This is a genomic window from Streptomyces sp. NPDC017520, from assembly GCF_044329855.1.
GTDB lineage: Bacteria > Actinomycetota > Actinomycetes > Streptomycetales > Streptomycetaceae > Streptomyces.
In genome coordinates this window covers 144,477-167,215 of the sequence record NZ_JBIRKB010000015.1, presented here as the reverse complement: position 1 = coordinate 167,215, position 22,739 = coordinate 144,477, and the positions used below count along the sequence as shown (strand labels likewise).

Annotated in this window: 20 protein-coding genes; 10 read left to right on the top strand and 10 right to left on the bottom strand. The window is 70.5% G+C overall.

Annotated features, from left to right (window positions below):
- Window positions 1-170 precede the first annotated feature (170 nt).
- Window positions 171-479, bottom strand: coding sequence for a hypothetical protein (locus ACH4KB_RS29875; protein WP_003968086.1), 309 nt, complete (start codon window positions 477-479; stop codon window positions 171-173).
- A 779-nt stretch (window positions 480-1,258) separates the two neighbouring features.
- On the opposite strand from ACH4KB_RS29875, the gene ACH4KB_RS29870 reads away from it, so the two are divergent.
- The 6 genes from ACH4KB_RS29870 to ACH4KB_RS29845 all read left to right on the top strand — a co-directional run bounded on the left by ACH4KB_RS29870 (window position 1,259) and on the right by ACH4KB_RS29845 (window position 9,449).
- The gene (locus ACH4KB_RS29870) at window positions 1,259-1,540 is read left to right on the top strand and encodes a hypothetical protein (RefSeq protein ID WP_398068945.1); all 282 of its coding nucleotides are present in this window, start codon (window positions 1,259-1,261) and stop codon (window positions 1,538-1,540) included.
- Window positions 1,537-3,351 (top strand): alpha/beta hydrolase, encoded by a 1,815-nt coding sequence (locus tag ACH4KB_RS29865; RefSeq protein ID WP_398068944.1) that lies wholly within the window; start codon window positions 1,537-1,539, stop codon window positions 3,349-3,351. The genes ACH4KB_RS29870 and ACH4KB_RS29865 overlap by 4 nt, the downstream gene beginning before the upstream one ends.
- Window positions 3,352-4,138: 787 nt before the next feature.
- A complete protein-coding gene (locus ACH4KB_RS29860; RefSeq protein ID WP_398068943.1) occupies window positions 4,139-6,574 on the top strand; it encodes an alpha/beta hydrolase in 2,436 nt (811 codons plus the stop codon).
- Window positions 6,571-7,155 (top strand): hypothetical protein, encoded by a 585-nt coding sequence (locus ACH4KB_RS29855; RefSeq protein ID WP_398068942.1) that lies wholly within the window; start codon window positions 6,571-6,573, stop codon window positions 7,153-7,155. The genes ACH4KB_RS29860 and ACH4KB_RS29855 overlap by 4 nt, the downstream gene beginning before the upstream one ends.
- A 151-nt stretch (window positions 7,156-7,306) precedes the next feature.
- Complete coding sequence (locus tag ACH4KB_RS29850) at window positions 7,307-8,302, top strand: NlpC/P60 family protein (RefSeq protein WP_398068970.1); 996 nt, start codon at window positions 7,307-7,309, stop codon at window positions 8,300-8,302.
- A gap of 421 nt (window positions 8,303-8,723) precedes the next feature.
- Entirely contained in the window at window positions 8,724-9,449 is a 726-nt protein-coding gene (locus tag ACH4KB_RS29845; protein WP_398068941.1) for a phosphatase PAP2 family protein, read from the top strand.
- Window positions 9,450-9,709: 260 nt separating this feature from the next.
- Here the strand turns inward: ACH4KB_RS29845 and ACH4KB_RS29840 are convergent, their stop codons facing one another.
- Window positions 9,710-10,006, bottom strand: a complete 297-nt coding sequence (locus tag ACH4KB_RS29840) for a hypothetical protein (RefSeq protein WP_398068940.1) — start codon at window positions 10,004-10,006, stop codon at window positions 9,710-9,712.
- A 235-nt stretch (window positions 10,007-10,241) separates the two neighbouring features.
- Between ACH4KB_RS29840 and ACH4KB_RS29835 the strand changes: the two genes are divergently transcribed.
- Both ACH4KB_RS29835 and ACH4KB_RS29830 read left to right on the top strand, forming a co-directional pair.
- Complete coding sequence (locus ACH4KB_RS29835) at window positions 10,242-11,102, top strand: hypothetical protein (protein ID WP_398068939.1); 861 nt, start codon at window positions 10,242-10,244, stop codon at window positions 11,100-11,102.
- A 265-nt stretch (window positions 11,103-11,367) separates the two neighbouring features.
- Window positions 11,368-11,571, top strand: a complete 204-nt coding sequence (locus ACH4KB_RS29830; RefSeq protein WP_383260024.1) for a hypothetical protein — start codon at window positions 11,368-11,370, stop codon at window positions 11,569-11,571.
- A 45-nt stretch (window positions 11,572-11,616) separates the two neighbouring features.
- On the opposite strand, the gene ACH4KB_RS29825 is transcribed toward ACH4KB_RS29830, so the two are convergent.
- On the bottom strand, window positions 11,617-12,000 hold the full coding sequence (locus ACH4KB_RS29825; protein WP_398068938.1) for a metal-sensitive transcriptional regulator: 384 nt from the start codon (window positions 11,998-12,000) through the stop codon (window positions 11,617-11,619).
- A 319-nt stretch (window positions 12,001-12,319) separates the two neighbouring features.
- On the opposite strand from ACH4KB_RS29825, the gene ACH4KB_RS29820 reads away from it, so the two are divergent.
- Both ACH4KB_RS29820 and ACH4KB_RS29815 read left to right on the top strand, forming a co-directional pair.
- Window positions 12,320-12,940 carry a DUF47 domain-containing protein gene (locus tag ACH4KB_RS29820; RefSeq protein WP_026290881.1) on the top strand — a complete coding sequence of 207 codons (621 nt, stop codon included), beginning with the start codon at window positions 12,320-12,322 and terminating at the stop codon, window positions 12,938-12,940.
- A 5-nt stretch (window positions 12,941-12,945) separates the two neighbouring features.
- Window positions 12,946-13,944 carry an anion permease gene (locus tag ACH4KB_RS29815; RefSeq protein WP_398068937.1) on the top strand — a complete coding sequence of 333 codons (999 nt, stop codon included), beginning with the start codon at window positions 12,946-12,948 and terminating at the stop codon, window positions 13,942-13,944.
- 173 nt (window positions 13,945-14,117) lie between these two features.
- Here the strand turns inward: ACH4KB_RS29815 and pstB are convergent, their stop codons facing one another.
- The 7 genes from pstB to ACH4KB_RS29780 all read right to left on the bottom strand — a co-directional run bounded on the left by pstB (window position 14,118) and on the right by ACH4KB_RS29780 (window position 22,654).
- Window positions 14,118-14,894, bottom strand: coding sequence for a phosphate ABC transporter ATP-binding protein PstB (gene pstB, locus ACH4KB_RS29810; protein ID WP_398068936.1), 777 nt, complete (start codon window positions 14,892-14,894; stop codon window positions 14,118-14,120).
- 40 nt (window positions 14,895-14,934) lie between these two features.
- Entirely contained in the window at window positions 14,935-16,017 is a 1,083-nt protein-coding gene (pstA, locus tag ACH4KB_RS29805) for a phosphate ABC transporter permease PstA (RefSeq protein ID WP_398068935.1), read from the bottom strand.
- Complete coding sequence (gene pstC, locus ACH4KB_RS29800) at window positions 16,014-17,006, bottom strand: phosphate ABC transporter permease subunit PstC (RefSeq protein WP_398068934.1); 993 nt, start codon at window positions 17,004-17,006, stop codon at window positions 16,014-16,016. Before pstC ends, pstA begins: the two co-directional genes overlap by 4 nt.
- Window positions 17,007-17,205: 199 nt before the next feature.
- Complete coding sequence (pstS, locus tag ACH4KB_RS29795) at window positions 17,206-18,342, bottom strand: phosphate ABC transporter substrate-binding protein PstS (protein WP_398068933.1); 1,137 nt, start codon at window positions 18,340-18,342, stop codon at window positions 17,206-17,208.
- 337 nt (window positions 18,343-18,679) lie between these two features.
- Entirely contained in the window at window positions 18,680-19,129 is a 450-nt protein-coding gene (locus ACH4KB_RS29790; protein WP_398068932.1) for an NUDIX hydrolase, read from the bottom strand.
- The gene (locus tag ACH4KB_RS29785) at window positions 19,126-20,418 is read right to left on the bottom strand and encodes a CHAD domain-containing protein (RefSeq protein WP_398068931.1); all 1,293 of its coding nucleotides are present in this window, start codon (window positions 20,416-20,418) and stop codon (window positions 19,126-19,128) included. Before ACH4KB_RS29785 ends, ACH4KB_RS29790 begins: the two co-directional genes overlap by 4 nt.
- The gene (locus tag ACH4KB_RS29780) at window positions 20,405-22,654 is read right to left on the bottom strand and encodes an RNA degradosome polyphosphate kinase (protein WP_397924888.1); all 2,250 of its coding nucleotides are present in this window, start codon (window positions 22,652-22,654) and stop codon (window positions 20,405-20,407) included. The genes ACH4KB_RS29785 and ACH4KB_RS29780 overlap by 14 nt, the downstream gene beginning before the upstream one ends.
- Window positions 22,655-22,739 lie beyond the last annotated feature (85 nt).

The following is a 22,739-nucleotide window of genomic DNA, read 5'->3' as shown; positions in this document are numbered from 1 at the left end:
CCCCCTCGGTCGTGTGCGGATCCGCGCAGGACGACGGTAGCTGTGCTGGTTGCCGCTTGAGCGCGGTGTGGTGACTCGACATCAGGGAAACGCGACCTCAGCCGGTGGGCACGACGGGCGGATGGTGGGGAGCGGGCTGGGGCGGCCCGGAGAAGCTGACCGACGGGGGGTCAGACAGCCATTCCGTAGACGATGGTGAACAGGGTGCCCAGGGAACCGATGATGAAGACCCCTGTCAGTCCCGCCACGATCAGGCCCTTGCCCTGCTCCGCGCTGAACGTGTCGCGGAGTGCCGTCGCTCCGATGCGCTGCTTCGCCGCGCCCCAGATCGCGATGCCGAGGCAGAGCAGAATGGCAATGGCCATCACCACCTCGATCATGATGCGCGCCTCGTTGCCCAGCGTCCCGAACGGCCCCCAGTCCGGAGCGATTCCGCCGATGATGGTGGTGATGTCGCCCTTCTCTGCTGCCAGGATCATGTAAGTCACCGCCCCTGTTGGGTAGTTCGCTGCCCGTGCCGTCCGGCACGGGTCGCCTTCTATCTTCGCTGATGAAACCGCGCTCGCACGACGCCTTCCCGGGTCTCTTTACCCGGATCTCGCACGTTTGACCGGGGCGGTCGCCCTGACCTGCGGCTCGTCAGGCTCCTCACGCATACACCTGGTTACTCTGTGTATCACGGGGTGTGACCAGGAGCAACGACGATGGCCATGGGTTCCTGACGCGGTTGCAGCGTTCGCGGGGCACGGCGTGTTCGTATGCGCCGTTCGAGAGCCGTCGGTGCGCCGGTCGGCTGCTAGTTCGATGCTTTGTCAGGTGTGGTTGGGGAAGCGCGCGCTGGGGCGAGGGGCCTCCGGGCGTGGACGGGTTGGGCCCGGCTCCCCCTTCGTTCGGGTGAACCGGGCGGCTCCGCTGGGAACGGTGCCCCGCTCGGCTCGGCCGGGAGCGACAGGGCTGGGGGCGCACGGCGCCGGGACCCGGCGGGTGCGCGTACGGCATGTCGCTCACCGCCGATTTGGCACAGTGCCGCTCCACGATCAAGAGGAACGGGGTGAGTGGTGTGGGCGGAGTGACGGTGTTCGGGCAACCGAACGATGGCGGGGAGCGGATCGGGGCGCCGGCGGGAGCGGCGGGGCCGGCGGGAGCGGCGGGGCCGGCGGGGTCAGCGGGGCCGGTGGGGCCGGCGGGAGCGGCCGGGGGTGGGGATCTTCGGCACAGCGGTGGGCCGTGGCTGCGGGCCGCTGGTGGAGCCGACGAGTTGGTCACGCACCTCGGCCCGGTGAAGGGCGAGCTGGAGGCGGCGCACCGGGGCTTGATCGCCGGGGCCGGGGCCGGGGCCGGGGCAGGGGCTTTGGGGGCACTGGCAGAACTGAACTCCGTGCGTGCCTCGTGGGAGCGCCGGATCGAGGGGGCGCGAGGCGAGTGCGGGAGCCTCGCCGGGAAGCTGCGGGCGGTCGTCCGGGGCCAGGCGCAGACCAACGAGGCGGTGAAGAGCGGCTTCGACGGGGTGAGGACGCCGGGCGGTGGTGGCGCGTGGTGAGCGGACGCAGCGGTGGTGCCGGTTCCGCTCTGACCTGGACCGCGTTACGTGAGGTGAGGTGCGCCGAACTGGAGCAGGCGGCGGACGGCTGGGGGCGGGTGAGCAACCGTGCCGACGCGGCCCGGGACCGTATCGAGGGCCAACTCCTGCCCGGCCTGCACCACACGCAGAAGGGGGAGGCGGTGGACGCGGCCGTGGGGCGGTTGCGCAGGCTGGGGACGAATTTCCAGTACATCTACACCGAGTGCGGGCTGCTGCGGACCACGCTGAACAGCCTGGCCCATGAGATCAGGGCCCAGCAGCGAGTGTTGCAGGGGGCGCTGGACGATGCGGCGGCGCTGAGGTTCACGGTGCACGCGGACGGTTCGGTGACGTATCCGGCGGCGGGCGAGGGACTGGTCGACGGGAAGCCGTTGGCGGGCGGGACGGCGTCCGGGGTTCCGAACCCGGGCATGGTCACCCCTTCGGGCCTCGTAGCGCCCAACCCGAACGCGGGGAAGGCCCAGGACATCGCGGACCGGGTGGCGCAGGCCGTGCGGACGGCGGCCGACGCGGACTGGCGGTACACCAGGATTCTGCGGTCACTGAAGGCGCAGGAGGGCCTGGGCGTCCCGGCCGCGACGTGGAAGGACGCCGCGGCCGACGCGGCGGCGGTGCGGCAGGCGGCGGGCAGCTACCTGAAGAACGCGATCCCGCAGGATGCGAGCCCGGCGGAGCGCAAGGCGTGGTGGGCCGGCCTGACGGACGAACAGCGGGAGGAGTACCTCGCGGTGTACCCGGATCAGATCGGCAACCTGGACGGGCTCCCGGCCCTCGTACGGGACGCGGCGAACCGGGACAACCTTCAGCTGCTGATGGGGAAGCTGGAGGGGCGGAACGACGAGGATTCGGCGACCAAGCTTGCTGCGCTGCGGGGGATCGACCGGCAGTTGAGGGCGGTGCCGCGGGCGGGGGAGCCGCCGATGTACCTGCTCGGGATCGGGGATCAGGGAAACGGTCGGGCGATCGTCTCGTACGGGAATCCTGATACGGCGCGGAATGTGGCGGCTTATGTTCCGGGGTTGAATACCTCGTTGGACGAGGAGTTTGCCAAGGGGGACCTGAAGCGGGCGCGTGACACAGCCTTAGCGGCAAGAGAGATCGACGAGTCCACCGCAGCGATCGTTTGGCTGGGGTATGACGCACCTCAGAGTCCGGACGGGATGAATAGCTTGGCTGTCGCCGGTACCGAAAGAGCGGAAACCGGGGGGCGGGCATTCTGCGGGTTCATGTCCGGGCTGGCTGTATCAAATGACCACGGTGACCCGCACATGACGGCTATCGGACACTCGTATGGTTCGAGAACGGTCGGGGCCGCTACGCAGCAAGGTGGTGGGATTCCTGGGGTCGATGACATCGTCCTGGTCGGGAGCCCGGGGCTCGGCGTGGACCGTGCGGAGGATCTCAAGGTGGGGAGAGACCACGTATTCGTTGGTGCCGCAGAGAACGACGTGGTGACCCACCTGCCCTCCAAGAAAAAGGCCTTGCTCGAGGCGGCGGGGAGCGCGCTCGGCCCGGCGGGGGCGCTGGCAGTGGACCTAGTTCATCCGAGAGGAAACGGCCTGTGGTTCGGGGAAGATCCGGCGAGTGAAGAGTTTGGTGCGCGGCGCTTCACAGTTGATCCGGGGCCGCCGGTGGTCGGCCTTGGGCGTGTTTCGATCGATGCGCACTCGCAGTACTTCGATCCGAAGCTGGACCCTGCTTCGGCTGACAGTATTGCGATGGTTGTCGCAGGAACTGGCCACAAGGTTAAGCAGGAGAGTGCGCGTTGAGGCTCCTCATTCGCTCCGTAATGATCGCCGGATGTATGGCTCTGGCAGTAATTGGATGTGCAACAGATAAGGGTTCAGGCGTGGATATGCAAGCTGCCGCAGAGCGATCGGATGAGATTCTCGATTCCGTACTTCTGGAGATTCGGCCGGAGCTGCGGTGGACGCATGGGCCCACGACCGTGGGCAGTTGCGATGTGTCACGCAGGCGCGTCGTTATGACCGATATCTCCCCTGCGAGGAGGGGGAATCTCTTAGGGGTGGTGGATCGGTTCTGGCGCAAGAGTGGATACCACATGACGGCCATCAATAACGATGTTGATTTCCCGGCAATCTATGCCCGAACGAGTGACGGGTTCGAAGTGAGGCTTCGTATCGGGGGTAAGGGGCAAGCCTTCTTTCAGGTAGACACGCCATGTGTTCGTGAGTCCGAAGTGGCCGACTCCACCAGCCAGGCGACGGCCCCCCTGTACGAGGGTGCGGAGTTTATCCCCCGCCCCAACATCCACTCCGACTTCTGGTCGGCAGGCGCCCCCGGGGTGGCGGCAACGGGGTCGTGAACGGGGCAAGTTGGCTCAACTGGGCCGGTGCGTGCGGGCTTTGAGCCCTGCATTGGGTCCTGGGGCCCATGTCGTGTCCCCTGCCCGTGTGGTCGCATACGCGGAGTGACTGATCTGTCGCCCGTTCCGCCCACTCACGAGGTAGGGGACTGCTCTTGTCCGGCATACGAAGAAGCGCGGTCCCTGTCGGCGTCGATGTAAGCGCTGCCGTAGCGGGTTCGGGGCGGTTGATGCCCCGGCCGTTGCAGGCGGTGCTGATCCTCCTTCACGTTCTCTTCGTGGCCACCCTGGTGGGCGCGATCAGGGCCCTGTCGACGGCGTCCTCGGTGGACGCGGTGGACGGGTACCTCCTCGGACTGCTGCTCTACGCCTCGTTACCCGGCATCGGCGCCTTCGTGCTGTCGTTGTACGTCCGTAAGGGCGGCGTTCGGGTCTGGTACGGGCTTCTCGCCGTTCAGGCGTGGATCGTCCTCGGCGCCCTCGCGGAGCTGAGCGGCGGGGCCGGAGCCGGGGGTGTCGCCCGGCTGGTGATACCGGCGGCCGCCATCGTGCTGCTCTGCCGGCCGGGGAGCCGTCGATGGTTCCGGAGCGGTCTGGAGCAGCGGGCCGAGCAGCGGCTGTTCAGCTTCGCCCGGATGATGAGGCTCCGCCGCGACGCTGGACAGACCGCGCTGGAGTATCTGGGCCTCGTCCTCGTGGTCGTCGCGCTCGTCGGCGGGCTGACGGCCACCGGAACCGGCCGGCAGCTCACCGCGGAGATCCGTAGCGCGATCTGCGAGCTCACCGGCGGCTCGTGCCCGGCCCCGGGGCATGACGCCGTGGCCGGCGGAGGAGGCGCCGACGGCAGGGGCAGTGGCAGCGGGAGCGGGAGCGGCAGCAGCGCCGGCAGCAGCGCCGGCAACAGCATCGGTCCCGGTGGTGCTCCGGGTGCCGGTACGCACGGCGGTGCTGGAGCCGACGGCGGCGGTGGCGGTGGCGGTGACGAGTCCAGTCTCACCGGCGGTACCGGCAGCACCGGTACCAGCGATGGCGCCCGTGACGCCGGAGGGGCCGCGACCGCCGGAAGCACTGGCGGTACTGACGGCGCCGGCGGAGACAGCGGCAGCACCGCCGGCAGCGGCGGCGGCTCCGGTGACACCGGCGGCTCCGGTGACACGTCAGGTCCCCCAGGGGGCGACCAAGGCGGCGGCTCCTTCCCCCCGAGCGATGCCATCGTGCCGGTCGACGCGGGTAGACCCGCGGGCCCCAACGGCGGCGGGTTCCTCGACGGGTTCCTCGGGGACGGGCTGGGCGGTGATGTCCGCGGCGTCGTCGACGCGGTCCTGCGGCCGGGCGAGAGCGGTCAGCGCGTCGCCGACCAGTGGGGGCGCGACACCCGGGGCGCGGGCGAGAAGTGGGAGCGGGGCGACTACGTCGGCGCCGCCTGGGACTGGAACAAGGCGGTCGGCGGCGCCGGCGCCGGGCTGGCGATACCCGGCTCGGGGGCGCGGGTCGACGCCGAGGTGCGGGACGCCGAGCGCGCGCACCTGAGCGGGCGGATTCCGCAGAACGCCCCGCCCGCCGGGAACAAGGCCTGGTGGGACGGGCTCTCGCCGGAGGAGCGCGATCGGTACATCGAGCTGGTCCCGGAGCGGATCGGCAATCTCGACGGCATCCCGGTCCTCGCGCGCGACGCCGCCAACCGCAGGAACCTTCCCGCGCTGATCGACAAGCTGGAGGGGGTCGACACCGACAAGGCCCGTGACCAGCTGGCCGGGTTGCGGGAGATCGACCGGCAGTTGAAGGAGAACGGCAAGCCGCCCATGTATCTCATCGGGATCGGGGACGAGGGCAACGGGCGGGCCATCGTCTCGTTCGGCAATCCGGACGCGTCCCAGAACGTGTCGGCGTACGTACCGGGGCTCAACACCTCGCTCGACGAGGAGTTCGCCAAGAACGACCTCGGGCGGGCCCGGGACACCGCGATCGGGGCGCAGGGGTACGACGACTCCACGGCGTCCATCGTCTGGCTCGGGTACGACGCGCCGCAGCTGCCGGACAAGGACGGGGCGGCGGGCTACTTCGCCGTCATGGGCACGGGGCGCGCGGAGAAGGGCGGGGCGGCCTACCGCGACTTCATGGGCGGGATCTCCGTGACCAACCAGAACAAGGACCCGCACCTGACGGCCATCGGGCACTCCTACGGGTCCCGGACCGTGGGCGCGGCGGCGGCCCGGCCCGGCGGAATTCCCGGGGTCGACGACATCATCCTGGTCGGCAGTCCCGGGGTCGGCGTCGACCACGCCGTGGACCTCGGCGTGGGCAGCGAACACGTCTTCGTGGGCGCCGCCGCCAACGACCCGGTGACCCAGCTGCCCTCGAAGACCCAGGTGGTGGTGGGTGGCATAGGCCTGGCCCTGGGCGGCCCCGGTGGGGCCTATCTGGCCGGCGATCTGGCCGATCCGGGTGACGACGACCTGTGGTTCGGGAAGGATCCGGCGAGCAAGGCGTTCGGGGCGCGGCGCTTCCCGGTGGCCGACGGCCCGCCGCTCGTCAGCGGGAGCGGTATCAGTCTGGACTCGCACTCGAACTACTTCAGCCCGGAACGCGACGCCGTGTCCGCGGACAGCATCGCCCTGATCGTGTCGGGCAACGCCGACCGGCTCAAGATGGAGGAACCGAAGTGAGTCGAGCGAAGCGGGCTCTGCCCCTCGGCGCGGTCGTCCTTGCCCTGGGAATCGCGCTGTCCGGGTGCGGGAGTGAGGACGGAAGCGCGCGCGACGGCGGCGTGAGCACCGGAAAGGAGCGGGGCATGGACATGCAGGAGGCTGCCGAGCAGTCCGACGCGATGCTGGACGCCGTCCTGAAGGGCATCGACCCCGACGTGCGGTGGGCGCACGGGCCGACCACCACCCGCGCCTGCGGTGTGACCCGCCGACGAGCCGTCATGACCGTCGTCTCCCCCGAACTCCGTCAGACGTTCCTGGACCGTGCGGAGACGTTCTGGCGGAAGAACGACTACCGGATCAAGGCGGTCAACAAGGACGAGAAGTTCCCGGCGGTCTACGCGGTCACGAAGAGCGGATTCGGTGTCAGCGTCTCCTTCCGGGGGAAGGGGCAGGCCTTCCTGGAGGCCGACAGCCCGTGCGTCAAGGAGTCCGAGGTCGCCGCTCCCACTGCCGAGCCGAACGGTCCGGCGTACAAGGACGTCTATCCGCTGCCCCGACCCAACGTGCGCTCCGACTTCTGGTCGGGGCCGGGCGGCTGAGGCAGCGTCACCCCTGGTGCCGGTGAGCCGTCGGCGCCCCCGTGTGCTTCGGGTGCGCCGGTGGTGTGCCGCGGATGACTCGTACACACCGTCGAAAACGGCTCTGAAGCGCGCCCCGATGGGGGATGGTTGAGGGGTGCGGAAATTCTGGGTGTTCGGTGGCATCGGCGTCGGCATGGTCATGTGCTTCCTGGCGCTGCTCGTCGTCGGTACGTACTCCGCCGCCGCCGGGCTCGCCGGGTCGGGGGGCGGCGGTGCCGTCGCGCTGGCCAAGGGGGCGGTCCCGGCGCGGTTCCAGCCGCTGGTGCAGAAGTGGGGCAACCTCTGCCCCGCCATCAACCCGGCGCTGCTCGCCGCGCAGTTGTACCAGGAGAGCGGCTGGAACCCACAGGCGCAGAGCCACGCCGCCGCGCAGGGCATCGCCCAGTTCATCCCCGGTACGTGGGCCACGCACGGGATCGACGGCAACGGCGACGGCAAGCGGGACGTGTGGGATCCCGCCGACGCGATCCCCTCGGCCGCCTCGTACGACTGCGAGCTCGCCGGGTACGTGAAGAAGGTGCCGGGCGACCCGACGAGCAACATGCTCGCCGCGTACAACGCCGGCGCCTACGCGGTGATCAAGTACGGCGGCGTCCCGCCGTACAAGGAGACGCAGAACTACGTCAGGATCATCCGCTCGCTGGAGAAGAGCTTCGCCCGGCCCGTCGGCCGCGTCGCGCCCTCCCGGCAGGCCGCCGGTGCCATCTACTTCGCACAGAAGAGGCTGGGCACGCCGTATCTGTGGGGCGGCAACGGTACGCCGGAGCAGCAGGGCCGGTTCGACTGCTCGGGGCTGACCCAGGCGGCGTACCGGACCGTCGGCATCGAGCTGCCGCGCGTCGCCAATGACCAGTACAACGCGGGCCCGCATCCCTCGCGGGACGAGTTGCTCCCGGGGGACCTGGTGTTCTTCTCCGACGACCTCACCAACTCGCGTGCGATCCGGCACGTCGGGATGTACGTCGGGGGCGGCTATATGATCAACGCGCCGTTCACCGGGTCGGTCATCCGGTTCGACAAGATCGATACGCCGGACTACTTCGGTGCGACACGGGTCACCAAGGACGGCGCCGCCGCCCTTCCGACGGATCTGCCCACGGGGTGACGGATGTCTGCCGCATGTCTCCCGGATGTGTCCTTCGCATCTTCTGTCGGCTCCTGGTGGTTCCCGGCGTCGCGTACGGGCGTACCGTTCGGGGCTTCCGGAGCGGCCGAGGATGCTGACGGGCAGTCGGCCGTGCCCGGAACTCTCTGTGAAGCCTGGGCCCTGAGCTGCGGTGACGAGTCACTCTTCGATAACGTCATGGTGATCATTCGGTGGAGAGCGGAACGCACACGACGGCCAGGCCGTTCCCTGGACAGGGGACGGGAACGGCACGCGCACTGACCATGCGTCGCAGCGATGCGGTACGGCGATGCTGTGCAGTGCGGTAGCGGACAGCACCGGACACGGGGGTTCGACCACGGCGGCGTGCAAGGACGCGCGTCGCAGCAGAAGAAGCAGACAAGGCAAGGGGCCGCAGCAGATGGCTGGACTCGAACTCGACGGGTCGAACCCGGACGTCAGTCTGCTCTACGACATCAACGGCCTCGCGAAGGCCGCTCCGACCTGGTTCGACCGGGTCATGGAGTTCGTCGGCGAGTACGGGATCATGTTCGGCCTGGTGCTGGTGGGCCTGTGGTGCTGGTGGAGCATGCGCAAGCGTGGGACGGCCGAGGACTCGGTGACGGCTGCCGCCGCCATCGTCTGGGCGCCGCTCGCCGCCGCCATCGCGATCCTCGTCAACGTCCCGATCCGCGGTTTCGTCGAACGGCCGCGCCCGTTCAACGACCACGAGGGCCTTGAGGTCCTGATCCACGGCAAGACGGACTTCTCGTTCGTCAGCGACCACTCCACCCTGGCGATGGGCATCGCCGTCGGCATCTTCGTGGCCAACCGGAAGTTCGGCTTCGTCGCGATCGGCCTCGCGCTCTTCGCCGGTTTCAGCCGGGTCTACATGGGCGTCCACTACCCGACCGATGTGATCGGCGGGTTCGCCCTCGGTACGGCGGTCGCCCTGCTGCTGGCCCCGCTCGCCATGGCGCTGCTGACCCCTCTGATGGCGGCGATCGCCCGCTCGCCGCGGGTGGGCTGGTTGGTCCGGTCGAAGAGCGCGGCCGTCGCGGACGAGCACGGCGAGGCGATGGGCATCCCCGAGCCGCGGCCCGGCTCCGGACGGGGCGACCCGGGGGAGAAGGACCTGGCCGCCTGACGATCTCTGTCAGCCCTGTCAGCCCTGTCAGCCCTGTCAGCCCCGTGAGTTACGTGAGCCCCGTCAGCCCCGTGAGTCCCGTCGATCTCGGTCGCAACCTCGGTCGCAACCTCGGTCGCAGCCTCGGTCCTGGCTCCGTCCGTCTCCCTTCTCTCCCCGCCCTTCTCCTCAGCTGATCGAACGGTTCTCCCGATCCCCCGGACGCCTCCGAGCGTCCGGGGGATCGTGCTTCGACCAGGTCCCGTGGGCGGGCGGGCGGGTCAGGGGGTGGCGAGGTGTTTCGCGGCGTCGGTCCGGGCCAGGTCGCGGGACCTGCGTGCCGGTCCCGACCAGCCGCAGGAGCAGCGGGCCAGGCAGAACGAGCCGCGTTCGATCGTCGTGGCGCTGTGCCCGGCCGACGGGCCGGGCGGGGGAGCGGAGGCGGAGTCGGACGGGTGGCCCGGGGCGGTGGGGGCCAGGACCACGACGGGGGCCGCCGGGGGAGCCGGGGCTGTCCGGGTGTGGGTGTGGGTGCGGGGGACGGTGGTGCGGGCCGGAGCGGGGAGATCCTCATGCACCCGACCACGGTACTGGCCACGGCCCGCGGGCGGGGGGCCGCGTCCAGTCTTCTGCCCACAGGGCACCGCACCCGGCGACGGAGCCCACGCTCCCCACCCCGCCGGGCCGCAACGCGCCGCTCCCCACCCCGCCGGGCCGCAACGCGCCGGGGGCGCGTGACGGGGGGCGTCGGCGGTCGTTATGCGGGGCGGGTGAGGGCTCGGCCGGTCGGTAGTCGTTGGGGGTTGGCAGGCGATGGTGGTGCAGCAGTACAGGGACGGAGGCAGGGCCCGTGCTGTTCGCGCCCTCGCCGCGGCCGGAGTGATCGCGGTCAGCGCCGGGTGTTTCGGCGGGGACGCGGGGAGCGGCGCGAGCGACGGTTCCGGGCGTCGGTCCGTGGCCGCCGATCGTCCGCTCGATCTGCTCGGGCAGGCGGCGGACGTCCTCGTCGAGGCGGGCGGCGCGGAGACCCGTACGTCGATGGAGACGGCGGCCGGCGGGACGCGGGTGACGATCCGGGGGCAGGGCGCGTACGACTTCCGCCGGCAGCTGGGGCGGCTCAAGGTGGTGCTGCCCGAGGAAGCCGCGGGTGCGGACGGACACCGGCCGATCACCGAGCTGCTGGCCCCAGGAACGCTGTACATGAAGAACCGCGGTGCCGGGGTGCCCGACGACAAGTGGGTCAGGATCGACACGACCACGCTGAAGGACGGCAACCTCCTCACCGGCGGGGTCACCGACCCGATGGCGGCGGCCGAACTGCTGCGCGGCGCGGCCGATGTGACCTATGCGGGGAAGTCCGAGCTGGCCGGGGTGACGGTGCACCACTACCGGGGGGTCGCGGATCTGGGCCGGGCGGCCCGGGCCGCGTCGCCGCAGTCGCGCGGAGCGCTGAGCGCGGCGGCGAAAGGGTTCAGCAAGGACGCCGTCCCGTTCGACGCCTACCTGGACGAGGACGGCCGGCTGCGGAAGGTGCGGCACCGGTTCACGTTCTCCGCCGAGGGCCCGGAGGTGTCGGTGGTCTCGACGCTGCTGCTGTACGGGTTCGGGCTGCCGGTCACGGTGAACCTGCCGGACGAGGACGCCATCTACACGGGCGAGATCCGGCAGGGGTGAGGGTGCGGGGCGACGGGACGGCCGGGCGACGGGTCGGGGCCGCGTCGGTGTTGGCGGCCGGGCGACGGGACGGGGCGGCGTCGGTGTTGGCGGCCGGGGTGGCCGGGACGGGACGGGTTGGCCTGGACGGGCCGGGTGGTGGGACCGATTGGGAGGGGGCGCAAAATGGTCCGTCCGTGCCATGCGCGGTGCGTATCGCGCTCTCTAGGCTGGGAAGCCGGTGTGCCGCCAGGGGCCGGTGGCGGCCGGGAGACGGCAGAGAGAGGTGACGCAGGTGGTGACGCTCAGCGCCCCGAACGCTCAGGACTGTGTGGCCCTCGCCGAGATCGAGCTGTGCGGCGAGCTGATGATCGCCGCGTCGGCGGCGGGCGAGGAACGCCTCAGTCCCGACCGGATCGACGAAGTGCTCGACGTACGGGGTGCGGAGTCCTGGGCGACGGTCCCCCGGCAGGCCGTTCGCCGGGGGTGACGCCCGCTTCCCTCCGTACCGCCCCACCGCTCACGAGGTCGGGCCTCAGGTGCGGAGCAGGCGGGCGATGGCCTTCGTGGCCTCCTCGACCTTCGCGTCGATCTCCTCGCCGCCCTTGACAGCCGCGTCGGCGACACAGTGGCGCAGGTGCTCCTCCAGCAGTTGGAGGGCGAAGGACTGGAGCGCCTTGGTGGACGCCGACACCTGGGTGAGTATGTCGATGCAGTAGACGTCCTCGTCGACCATGCGCTGGAGGCCGCGGATCTGGCCCTCGATGCGGCGGAGCCGTTTGAGGTGCTCGTCCTTCTGGTGGTGGTAGCCGTGAATGCCGCGGTCGTGGTCGGTGACGATGTCCACAGGGGTGGCCGCCCCCGCGTCCGGGGCCGTCACGCCCGTTGATTCCGTCCCCGTGGTCCCGGTCGTGGTCATCTGCGTCCTCCCGTTGCTGTCCTCTGAGTGTCCCTGCCGGTAAGTGTCCCTGCCGGAACGTGAATGCGGAGCCCTCGGGCCCGCTGTTGTGCCGTGGGGGCCGTGCCGGACGGTTCCGCCGCCCTGCCCCGTCCGCGCCGCACCGTGCCGTGTTGATACCCCTGACGGGTATATGGTAACGAATCCCGCCGAACCGTGACCGGGGGGCCGTGCTGATCGCCGTGTCCGATGGGCGACACTGAAGAACGCCGGTTAGCCGTGGCCGGATGATGCGCCTAGCATCAGCCTGACCGAATCCAAAGCACCCCGAGGACCCCACGTGCGCTTTCGTCTGACCCCCAGGGAGACGAGCTTCTACGACATGTTCTCCGCGTCCGCGGACAACATTGTCACGGGCTCGAAACTCCTGATGGAACTGCTCGGGGCGGATTCCGCCTCCCGAGTCGAGATCGCGGAGCGTATGCGGGCAGCGGAGCACGCGGGGGACGACGCCACCCACGCGATCTTCCACCAGCTGAACTCCTCCTTCATCACGCCGTTCGACCGTGAGGACATCTACAAGCTGGCGTCCTCGCTCGACGACATCATGGACTTCATGGAGGAGGCCGTCGACCTGGTCGTCCTCTACCAGGTCCAGGAGCTCCCCAAGGGCGTCGAGAAGCAGATCGAGGTGCTGGCCCGGGCGGCGGAACTGACCGCCGAGGCCATGCCGGGGCTGCGGACCATGGACAACCTCACCGAGTACTGGATCGAGATCAACCGCCTGGAGAACCAGGCCGATCAGGTCCACCGCAAGCTGCTGGCCCAGCTCTTCAACGGCAAGTACGACGCCATGGAGGTGCTGAAGCTCAAGCAGATCGTGGATGTGCTGGAAGAGGCGGCTGACGCGTTCGAGCACGTCGCGAACACCGTGGAGACCATCGCGGTCAAGGAGTCCTGAACCTCGTGGACACCTTTGCGCTGATCGTGACCATCGGTGTCGCGCTCGGCTTCACGTATACGAACGGCTTCCACGACTCCGCGAACGCCATCGCCACCTCGGTCTCCACCCGGGCGCTGACCCCGCGTGCGGCTCTGGCGATGGCGGCGGTGATGAACCTCGCCGGCGCCTTCCTGGGCCAGGGGGTCGCCAAGACCGTCAGCGAGGGCCTGATCGCGACGCCCGTGGGGCAGAAGGGGATGGGGATCCTGTTCGCGGCGCTGGTCGGCGCGATCATCTGGAACCTCATCACCTGGTACTACGGCCTCCCCTCCTCGTCCTCGCACGCCCTGTTCGGCGGCATGGTCGGGGCGGCGCTGGCCGGCGGCACGGACGTCATCTGGTCCGGGGTGCTGGAGAAGATCGTCATCCCGATGTTCATCTCGCCGTTCGTCGGCCTGATCGTCGGCTACCTGGTGATGGTCGGCATCATGTGGATGTTCCGGAACGCCAACCCGCACAAGGCCAAGCGCGGCTTCCGGATCGCGCAGACGGTCTCGGCGGCGGGCATGGCGCTCGGCCACGGCCTCCAGGACGCGCAGAAGACGATGGGCATCGTCGTGATGGCCCTGGTCATCGCGGACATCGAGGGCCCCAACGACGAGATCCCCGTCTGGGTCAAGATCGTCTGCGCGCTGATGCTCTCGCTGGGTACGTACGCGGGTGGCTGGCGCATCATGCGGACCCTCGGCCGCAAGATCATCGAGCTGGACCCGCCGCAGGGCTTCGCGGCGGAGACGACCGGCGCCGCGATCATGTTCGGTTCGGCGTACCTGTTCCACGCGCCGATCTCGACGACGCACGTCATCACCTCCGCGATCATGGGCGTCGGGGCCACCAAGCGGGTGAACGCGGTGCGCTGGGGCGTCGCGAAGAACATCATCCTCGGCTGGTTCATCACCATGCCGGCCGCGGCGCTGGTCGCCGCGCTGAGCTACGGAGCGGTGCTCCTGCTCTTCGGCTGAGCCGCCGCCGTGCGGTGATGCGACCGGGTTGGTTACACGTGTGGGTCCGCCCCCGTTCTCGTACGAGAACGGGGGCGGACCCTTTCGCCTTGTGGTGGCACCGCCATGCAGCACCGCAAGGCTGTCTGTGGGGTGGGACGGGGAGGCTTGGTGGCCGGCCCGGCCGGGGTGACTCAGCCGAAGCGGCCGGAGATGTAGTCCTCCGTGGCCTGGACCGACGGGTTGGAGAAGATCCGCTCCGTCTCGTCGATCTCGATGAGCCGGCCGGGCTTGCCGACCGCCGAGAGGTTGAAGAACGCGGTGCGGTCCGAGACGCGGGCCGCCTGCTGCATGTTGTGCGTCACGATGACGATCGTGAAGCGCTCCTTCAGCTCGCCGATCAGGTCCTCGATGGCGAGCGTCGAGATCGGGTCCAGCGCCGAGCACGGCTCGTCCATCAGCAGGACCTGCGGCTCGACCGCGATGGCGCGGGCGATGCACAGGCGCTGCTGCTGGCCGCCGGAGAGTCCGGAGCCGGGCTTGTTGAGGCGGTCCTTGACCTCGTTCCAGAGGTTCGCGCCGCGCAGGGACCTCTCCACGACGTCGTTGAGCTCGCTCTTGCGGTAGCTGCCGTTCAGCCGCAGCCCGGCCGCCACGTTGTCGAAGATCGACATGGTGGGGAAGGGGTTGGGGCGCTGGAAGACCATGCCGACCGTGCGGCGCACGGTGACCGGGTCGACGCCGGCGTCGTACAGGTTCTCGTCGTCCAGCAGCACCTTGCCCTCGACGCGGCCGCCGGGGGTCACCTCGTGCATCCGGTTCAGGGTGCGGAGGAAGGTGGACTTGCCGCAGCCGGAGGGGCCGATGAAGGCGGTCACGGAGCGCGGCTCCACGGTCATCGAGATGTCCTCGATGGCCTTGTGGCTGCCGTAGAAGGCGTTGAGGCCGCTGATGTCGATGCGCTTGGCCATGGAAAATCACTGCTTCTTTCGGGAGGTCGCTGTGGCCGCGTCAGCGACCGGTCTTCGGGGCCTTCCAGCGGGCGATGCCGCGGGCCACCAGATTCAGGATCATGACGAAGGCGATCAGCACCAGGGCGGCGGCCCAGGCGCGGTCGTAGGACGCGGCCTCGCCGACCTTGTACTGCTCGTAGATGTAGAAGGGCAGCGAGGACTGGGCGCCTTCGAAGGGGTTCGTGTTGATCAGCTGGCTGCCGAAGACCAGCAGGATGATCGGCGCGGTCTCACCGGCGATACGGGCGATGGCGAGCATGACGCCCGTGGTGATGCCGCCGATCGCGGTGGGGAGGACCACCTTCAGGATGGTGCGCCACTTCGGGATGCCGAGGGCGAGGGAGGCCTCGCGCAGCTCGTTGGGGACGAGCTTGAGCATCTCCTCGGTGGAGCGGACCACGACGGGGATCATCAGGATCGTCAGGGCCAGCGCGCCCATCAGGCCGGAGGGCTCCAGGTTGGCGATCAGCATGATCGACAGGATGAAGAGACCGGCCACGATGGACGGGATGCCCGTCATGACGTCGACGAAGAACGTGACGGCCTTGGCCAGCGAGCCCTTGCCGTACTCGACGAGGTACACGGCGGTCAGCAGGCCGAGCGGGGCGGAGATCACCGTGGCGATGCCGACCTGCTGCAGGGTGCCGATCAGCGCGTGGTAGACGCCGCCGCTGGCCTCGGAGCCGAGCACACCGGCCATCGAGTGGGTGAGGAAGTAGCCGTCCAGCCGCTCCGCGCCGCGGACGATCGTCGTCCACAGCAGCGAGGCCAGCGGGACGACGGCGACCAGGAAGCAGACCCACACCACGCTGGTGGCGAGGCGGTCCTTGGCCTGGCGCTGGTTCTCGACGATCGTCGTGGCGACGTAGGAGATGGCCAGGAAGAGCAGGGCCGAGATCAGGCCCCACTGGATGCGGCTCTCCCAGCCGGCGGCCAGCGAGACGCCGACGCCGAGCGCGACCGCGACGACGGCGAAGCCGAGCGGGGCGAGGCGGGGCAGGGAGCGGCTGCCGAGGCTGCTCTTCGGATCGGGCGATGCGGGCGTCGGGCGCTCGATGACGCCGGTGGGTGCGTGGCTCATGCGTTGGCCCCCGAGTACTCCTTGCGGCGGGCGATGATGAGCCGGGCCGCGCCGTTGACCAGCAGGGTGAGGACGAAGAGGACGAGGCCGGAGGCGATCAGGGCGTCCCGCCCGAACGCGTCGGCCTCGCCGAACTTGGCCGCGATGTTCTGGGCGAACGTCCCGCCGCCCGGGTTGAGCACGTGCAGCGAGATGAGGAAGCTCGGGGAGAGGACCGTGGCGACGGCCATCGTCTCGCCGAGCGCGCGGCCGAGGCCGAGCATCGAGGCGGAGATGATGCCGGAGCGGCCGAAGGGCAGCACCGAGAGGCGGATGACCTCCCAGCGGGTGGCGCCGAGCGCGAGCGCGGCCTCCTCGTTCATCTTCGGGACCTGGAGGAAGACCTCGCGGCTGACGCTGGTCACGATCGGCAGGATCATGATCGCGAGCAGGATGCCGACGGTGAAGAGCGAGCGGGCGACGCCGATCTCGGTCTTCTCGAAGATGTACGTCCAGCCGAAGAACTGGTCGAGCCAGAGGTTCAGGCCCTCCAGGTACGGCACCAGGACGAGTGCGCCCCAGATGCCGTAGACGATGCTCGGCACGGCGGCCAGCAGGTCGACCACGTACGCGATGGGGGCGGCCAGCTTGCGCGGCGCGTAGTGCGAGATGAACAGGGCGATGCCGACAGCGATCGGAACCGCGATGACCATCGCGATGATCGAGCTGACGACGGTGCCGAAGAGCAGGACCGCGATGCCGAAGACCGGCGGGTCGCCGGCCGGGTTCCAGTCGAAGGTGGTGAGGAAGTTGCCCTCGTTCTTCGAGATGGCGATGACGGAGCGGTAGGTGAGGAACACGGCGATCGACGCCATGATCACGAGCAGCAGGATGCCCGAGCCGCGGGAGAGGCCCAGGAAGATCTTGTCGCCCATGCGCCCGGTGGACCGGGGGCTGGGCCGCGTGACCGGCGGCGCCGGTGGCGTGTCTATCGGTGTGGTGGAAGCCATGGTCTTTCCGGTCTGTGTGGGGGAGCGGTGTGCTCCCCTGGCGGCGGTGCACCGGATGGAGAGTGGGCGGGAGGCGGGCCGGTCCGGAGGGGTGCGCCGGGCCGGCCTGCCGGCGGCGTTTCGCGTCGGTGGCGCGGGGCGCCGGTGACGGGTTACGCCGGTGGGCGGCCGGGCCGCGTGGGCCCGACCGCCCCGGGTGTTACGAGAGGGAGCCGATGGTCTCGCGGACCTTGGCGTTGATCTCGGCCGGGATCGGGGCGTAGCCGGCGTCGGTCAGGATCTTCTGGCCGTCGTCGGAGGCGGCGTAGGAGAGGAAGGACTTGACGGTGTCGAGCGTCTCGGGCTTGTTGCCGCTGTCGCAGACGACCTCGTACGTCACCAGGACCAGCGGGTAGGCACCCTCGGCCTTGGTGGTGTAGTCGAGTTCGAGCGCCAGGTCCTTGCCGGTGCCCTTGACCTTGGCGGCGGCGATGGCCTTGGAGGCGTTCTCCGAGGTGGCCTTCACCGGGGCGGCGCCACCGGTGGCGATGTCCACCGTGGTGATGCCCTGGGACTTGGCGTAGGAGAGCTCGAAGTAGCCGATCGCGCCGTCGACCTGCTTGACCTGGGCGGCGACGCCGGAGGAGCCGGACGCGGCCTGGCCACCGGGGGCCGGCCACTTCTTCTCGGCCTCGTACTTCCAGTCGTTCGGGGCCGCTGCGCCGAGGTACTTGCCGAGGTTCTGCGTGGTGCCGGAGTCCTCGGAGCGGTGGAAGGCCTGGATCGCCTTGTCCGGCAGCTTGACGCCCTCGTTCAGCTTGGCGATCGCCGGGTCGTTCCACTTCTTGATCTTGCTGTCGAAGATCTTGGCGAGGGTCGGGGCGTCCAGGACGAGGGTGTCGACGCCCTCCAGGTGGAAGCCGACCGCGACCGGGCCGCCGACCATCGGGAGGTTGATGCCCTGGCCGGTCTTGCACATCTTCTTCGACTCGGCGACCTCGTCGGGCTTCAGCGCCGAGTCGGAGCCGGCGAAGCCGACGGTGCCCTGGTTGAAGGCGACGATGCCCTCGCCGGAGGAGGAGGAGTTGTAGTTGATCTGCACACCGTCACAGGCGGCCATGTAGTTCTTGACCCAGAGGTCCATGGCGTTCTTCTGAGCGCTGGAGCCGGAGGCGCGCAGCTGCCCCTTGGCCTTGCCGCAGTCGACGTCCGACGCGGCGGTCGTCTTCTCGCCCGTCCCGGCCGTACCGCCACCGGTGTTGTCGTCCGAACCGCACGCCGTGAGGACCAGGGCGCCGGAGACGGCGAGGGCACCGAGCGCGGTGGCACGAAGCCGGTTCTTGCGCTGAAGCTTCACTTTCGGGTGTTCCTTCCAGGAGCCGCCGTGGTCAGTTCGTTCTACGACGGCGTGCGATGAGGAGCGGTGCGGTGGCTTGTCGCCGCGCACCGTGTACGTCCGAAATTAGGCAGAACAGGTGAAGCCGCCGACGGGGGAGAGTGAACGGCAGGTGAACCGTGTCGGGCAGGTGGGTGCGGACCGGGCCGGGCCGGTGGCCGGTGCGCGGCGCGGAACGTGGATCAGGGCTGGTCGGGGGCGGTGGCCGGGGCGCGGCGCGGAACGCGGATCAGGGCTGGTCGGGGACGGTGACCGGGGCGCGGTGCGGAACGCGGATCAGGGCCGGCTCGAATGCTGGTCAGGGTGCGGCGAGGACGTCCAGCAGGGCGGTCAGCTGCCGGACGTCGCGGGGCTGGGTGAGCCGGGCCCGGGCGGCGTCGGGGGTCAGCCACAGGATGCGGTCCACCTCATCGTTGGCGGTGAAGGAGCCGCCGGTCGCCTCGGCCGCCCAGTAGGCGACCTCCTTGGGCCGGCCGTCCACCGGGTAGCGGGAGGTGGGCAGCCGGTCCCCGGGGGCGCAGTGGTGGCCGGTCTCCTCCAGCACTTCCCGTACGGCGGCGGCCAGCGGGTCCTCGCCGCGTTTCAGCTTGCCTTTGGGAAAGGACCAGTCGTCGTAGCGGGGCCGGTGGACCAGGCAGACCTCGACCCCGCCCCCGCCCGGGGCGCGGCGCCACAGCACGCAGCCCGCGGCCCGGACGGTGCCGGTGCGGTGTTTCACGGGCCCGGTGGCCCCCGGGTCCCCGCTCATGGGGTGCTCAGGGCCGCGGCGTACGGCCAGGTCTCCCGGAAGACGGCCCGGGCCGCCTCCACCTCGTGGCGCTGGTCCGCGTGGAGCACGCCCAGCGCGTACGCCGTGGCCGGGGCGATCCGGGGGGTGCGGGCCGCCGCTGCCGCCGCCCCGGCCGCCTCCACGGCGTCCCGGTGCAGGTCGAGGGCGTGGCCCGCGCCGGTCAGGGCCGGGTCGGTGGCGCCGAGGACGACCTCGTGGGCGTACCGGTGCAGCCGCAGCAGCAGGCGGGTCTGGTGCCATGCCGCGTCCTGGGCCTCGTTGTACGGCTCGGTGTCGTCGGGCGGCAAGGCGGCCACGGCGGCGAGGAGGCGTTGCTCGGCGTGTTCGGCGGGCTCCAGGAGGGCCTCGGCGGTGCGGCCCGCGGGGCCGGGAGCCAGGGGGACGTCGGAGGCCAGGAGCGCCACGGCGTCGGCGATCGCGTGGAAGCGGGAGGAGCCGAGCGCCTGGAGGGCCGCGGAGTGGGACCGGGTCCGGGCGAGGGTGAGGCGGCGTTCCAGCAGCGCCCCCGCCCGTGCGGCGCCCACCCCGAGGGCGGCGCGGCCCTGGGCGTCGGAGGCGGCGCTGTCCCCGGCGGCCCGGACGCCCCGGGCGGCGGGGAGAGCGGGGCCGGAGAGCTGGTGCAGGGCCTCGACGAGCCGGGTGAGGCGGTTCGCGTAGGCGTGTTCGCGGGCGAGGATGCCGGAGAGCCAGGCCAGTTCGGCGCGGAGCTGATCGGCCCAGAGCGGGTCGAGCGCGGCCCGGAAGGTGTGCAGAGCGCCGCTGATCCGGCGGGCCGAGCGGCGCAGTGCGCGGGTGGCGGCGGCGGCGTCGTGGCCGCCGGAGTCCGCGGGGGCGCTGTGCTCGTGGTGCAGGCGCAGGCTCCGCAGGAACTCGGCGGCCTGCCCCCGCAGGTAGGGCGCGAGGACCGCCTCCGTGGTCAGGTCCCCGGTGGGGCGGGAGCCGACGGGGCGGGAGCCGACGGGTCCCGGGAGGGGAGCCGCCGCCGTGGTTCCGGCGAGCTGCCGGGCCCCCGGTCCCGTGGTGTCGGCGAGGTGCTGCGGTCCTGGTTCCAGGGGGTGTGCCCCCGGTCCGGTGGCCTCGGTCGGGCGCCGGGCCCCCGGTCCCGTGGTGTCGGCGAGGTGCTGCGGTCCTGGTTCCAGGGGGTGTGCCCCCGGTCCCGTGGCCTCGGCGGGCGGCGTGTCCGGTGTGGTGCCGGGGGCCGCTTCCGGCGTCGGCCGGGTCGTCGTCTGCTGGTCAGGGCGTCGCACGCCTGCGCCTCCGGGCGTCGATGAGCATTTCCTGGACGTGCCGCAGCGGCTGGCCGTCCGCGTCCGTGGCGTGCCGGGTCCAGTTCCCGTCGGGGCCCAGATGCCAGGAGGCGGTGGTGTCGGCCATACCGGTCTCCAGGAGTCGGCTGAGTGCGGCGCGGTGGGCGGGGTCGGTGACCCGGACCAGCGCTTCGATCCGGCGGTCGAGGTTGCGGTGCATCATGTCGGCGCTGCCGAACCACACCTCGGGCTCGCCGCCGTTACCGAAGGAGAAGACCCGGGAGTGTTCGAGGAAGCGGCCGAGTATGGAGCGGACCCGGATGTTCTCGGAGAGCCCGGCGACGCCGGGGCGGATCGCGCAGATCCCGCGCACCCAGATGTCGACGGGGACGCCCGCCTGGGCGGCCCGGTAGCAGGCGTCGATGATCGCTTCGTCGACCATCGAGTTGACCTTGATCCGGACGTAGGCGGGGCGGCCCGCGCGGTGGTGGGCGATCTCCTTGTTGATCCGGGCGATCAGCCCGTCGCGCAGGGACTTCGGGGCGACCAGGAGGCGGCGGTAGGTCTCGCGGCGGGAGTAGCCGGAGAGCCGGTTGAACAGGTCGGAGAGGTCCGCCCCGACCTGCGGGTCGGCCGTGAGCAGGCCGAGGTCCTCGTACAGCCGGGCCGTCTTGGGGTGGTAGTTGCCGGTGCCGACGTGGGAGTAGCGGCGCAGCGTGTCGCCCTCCTGGCGGACGACGAGGGAGAGCTTGCAGTGGGTTTTCAGCCCGACGAGTCCGTACACGACGTGGCAGCCGGACTCCTCCAGCTTGCGGGCCCATTTGATGTTGGCCTGCTCGTCGAAGCGGGCCTTGATCTCGACGAGGACGAGGACCTGCTTGCCGGACTCAGCGGCGTCGATGAGGGCGTCCACTATCGGGGAGTCGCCGGAGGTGCGGTACAGCGTCTGCTTGATGGCCAGGACGTCCGGGTCGCCCGCCGCCTGCTCCAGGAACGCCTGGACGGAGGTGGAGAACGAGTCGTACGGGTGGTGGAGCAGGACGTCGCGCTCACGCAGGGCGGCGAAGATGTCGGGCGCGGAGGCGGACTCCACCTCGGCCAGGTCCCGGTGGGTGCCCGCGATGAACTTGGGGAACTTCAGCTCCGGCCGGTCCAGCGAGGCGATGGCGAAGAGCCCGGTCAGGTCGAGCGGTCCGGGCAGCGGGTAGACCTCCGCGTCGGACACCTTCAGCTCGCGGACCAGCAGGTCCAGGACGTACGGGTCGATGGACTCCTCGACCTCCAGGCGCACCGGCGGGCCGAACCGCCGGCGCATGAGCTCCTTCTCCAGGGCCTGGAGGAGGTTCTCCGTGTCGTCCTCCTCGACCTCCAGGTCCTCGTTCCTGGTGACCCGGAACATGTGGTGCGCCAGCACCTCCATGCCCGGGAACAGCTCCTCCAGGTGGGCCGCGATGACGTCCTCGATGGGGACGTACCGCTGGGGCGAGGCCTCCAGGAAGCGGGTCAGCAGCGGCGGGACCTTGACCCGGGCGAAGTGCCGGTGGCCGCTGACGGGGTTGCGGACGACGACGGCGAGGTTGAGGGAGAGCCCGGAGATGTACGGGAAGGGGTGCGCGGGGTCGACGGCCAGCGGGGTCAGGACCGGGAAGACGCGCTGCCGGAAGAAGGTGAACAGGCGGGCCTGCTCCTTCTCGGTCAGGTCCGGCCAGCGGATCAGCTGGATGCCCTCGTCGGACAGGTCAGGGGCGATGTCCTGCTGGTAGCAGGCGGCGTGCCGGGCCATGAGTTCCCGCGAGCGGGTCCAGATGAGGTCCAGGACCTCGCGGGGCTGGAGGCCGGAGGCGGAGCGGGTGGCGACGCCGGTGGCGATGCGGCGCTTGAGGCCGGCCACCCGGACCATGAAGAACTCGTCCAGGTTCGACGCGAAGATGGCGAGGAAGTTGGCCCGCTCCAGGATGGGGGTGTTCGGGTCCTCGGCCAGTTCCAGGACCCTTTCGTTGAACGCGAGCCAGCTGCGTTCGCGGTCCAGGAAGCGCCCCTGGGGCAGCTCGTCGCCGTCCCGGTCGGGCTCGTAGGCGTCCGCGTCGGCGTCCAGATCGGGATCCAGATCGGCGGCGGTGGAGAAGCCGACCCCGTTGGAGGCGGGGGTGGCGTGCGGCCGGTGCGCGGCGAGCGAACCGACGGACGGCTGGGCTGCGGGCTGGACCGGGACCTCGGAGCTGGGCTGCTGGCTCATGGACCTATTGTTCCGCGCCGAGCGCTCCTCAGGCGCGTTGGAGCCCGGAAAGATCGCGGAAGGTCCGGGAAACCCCGGGTCACGG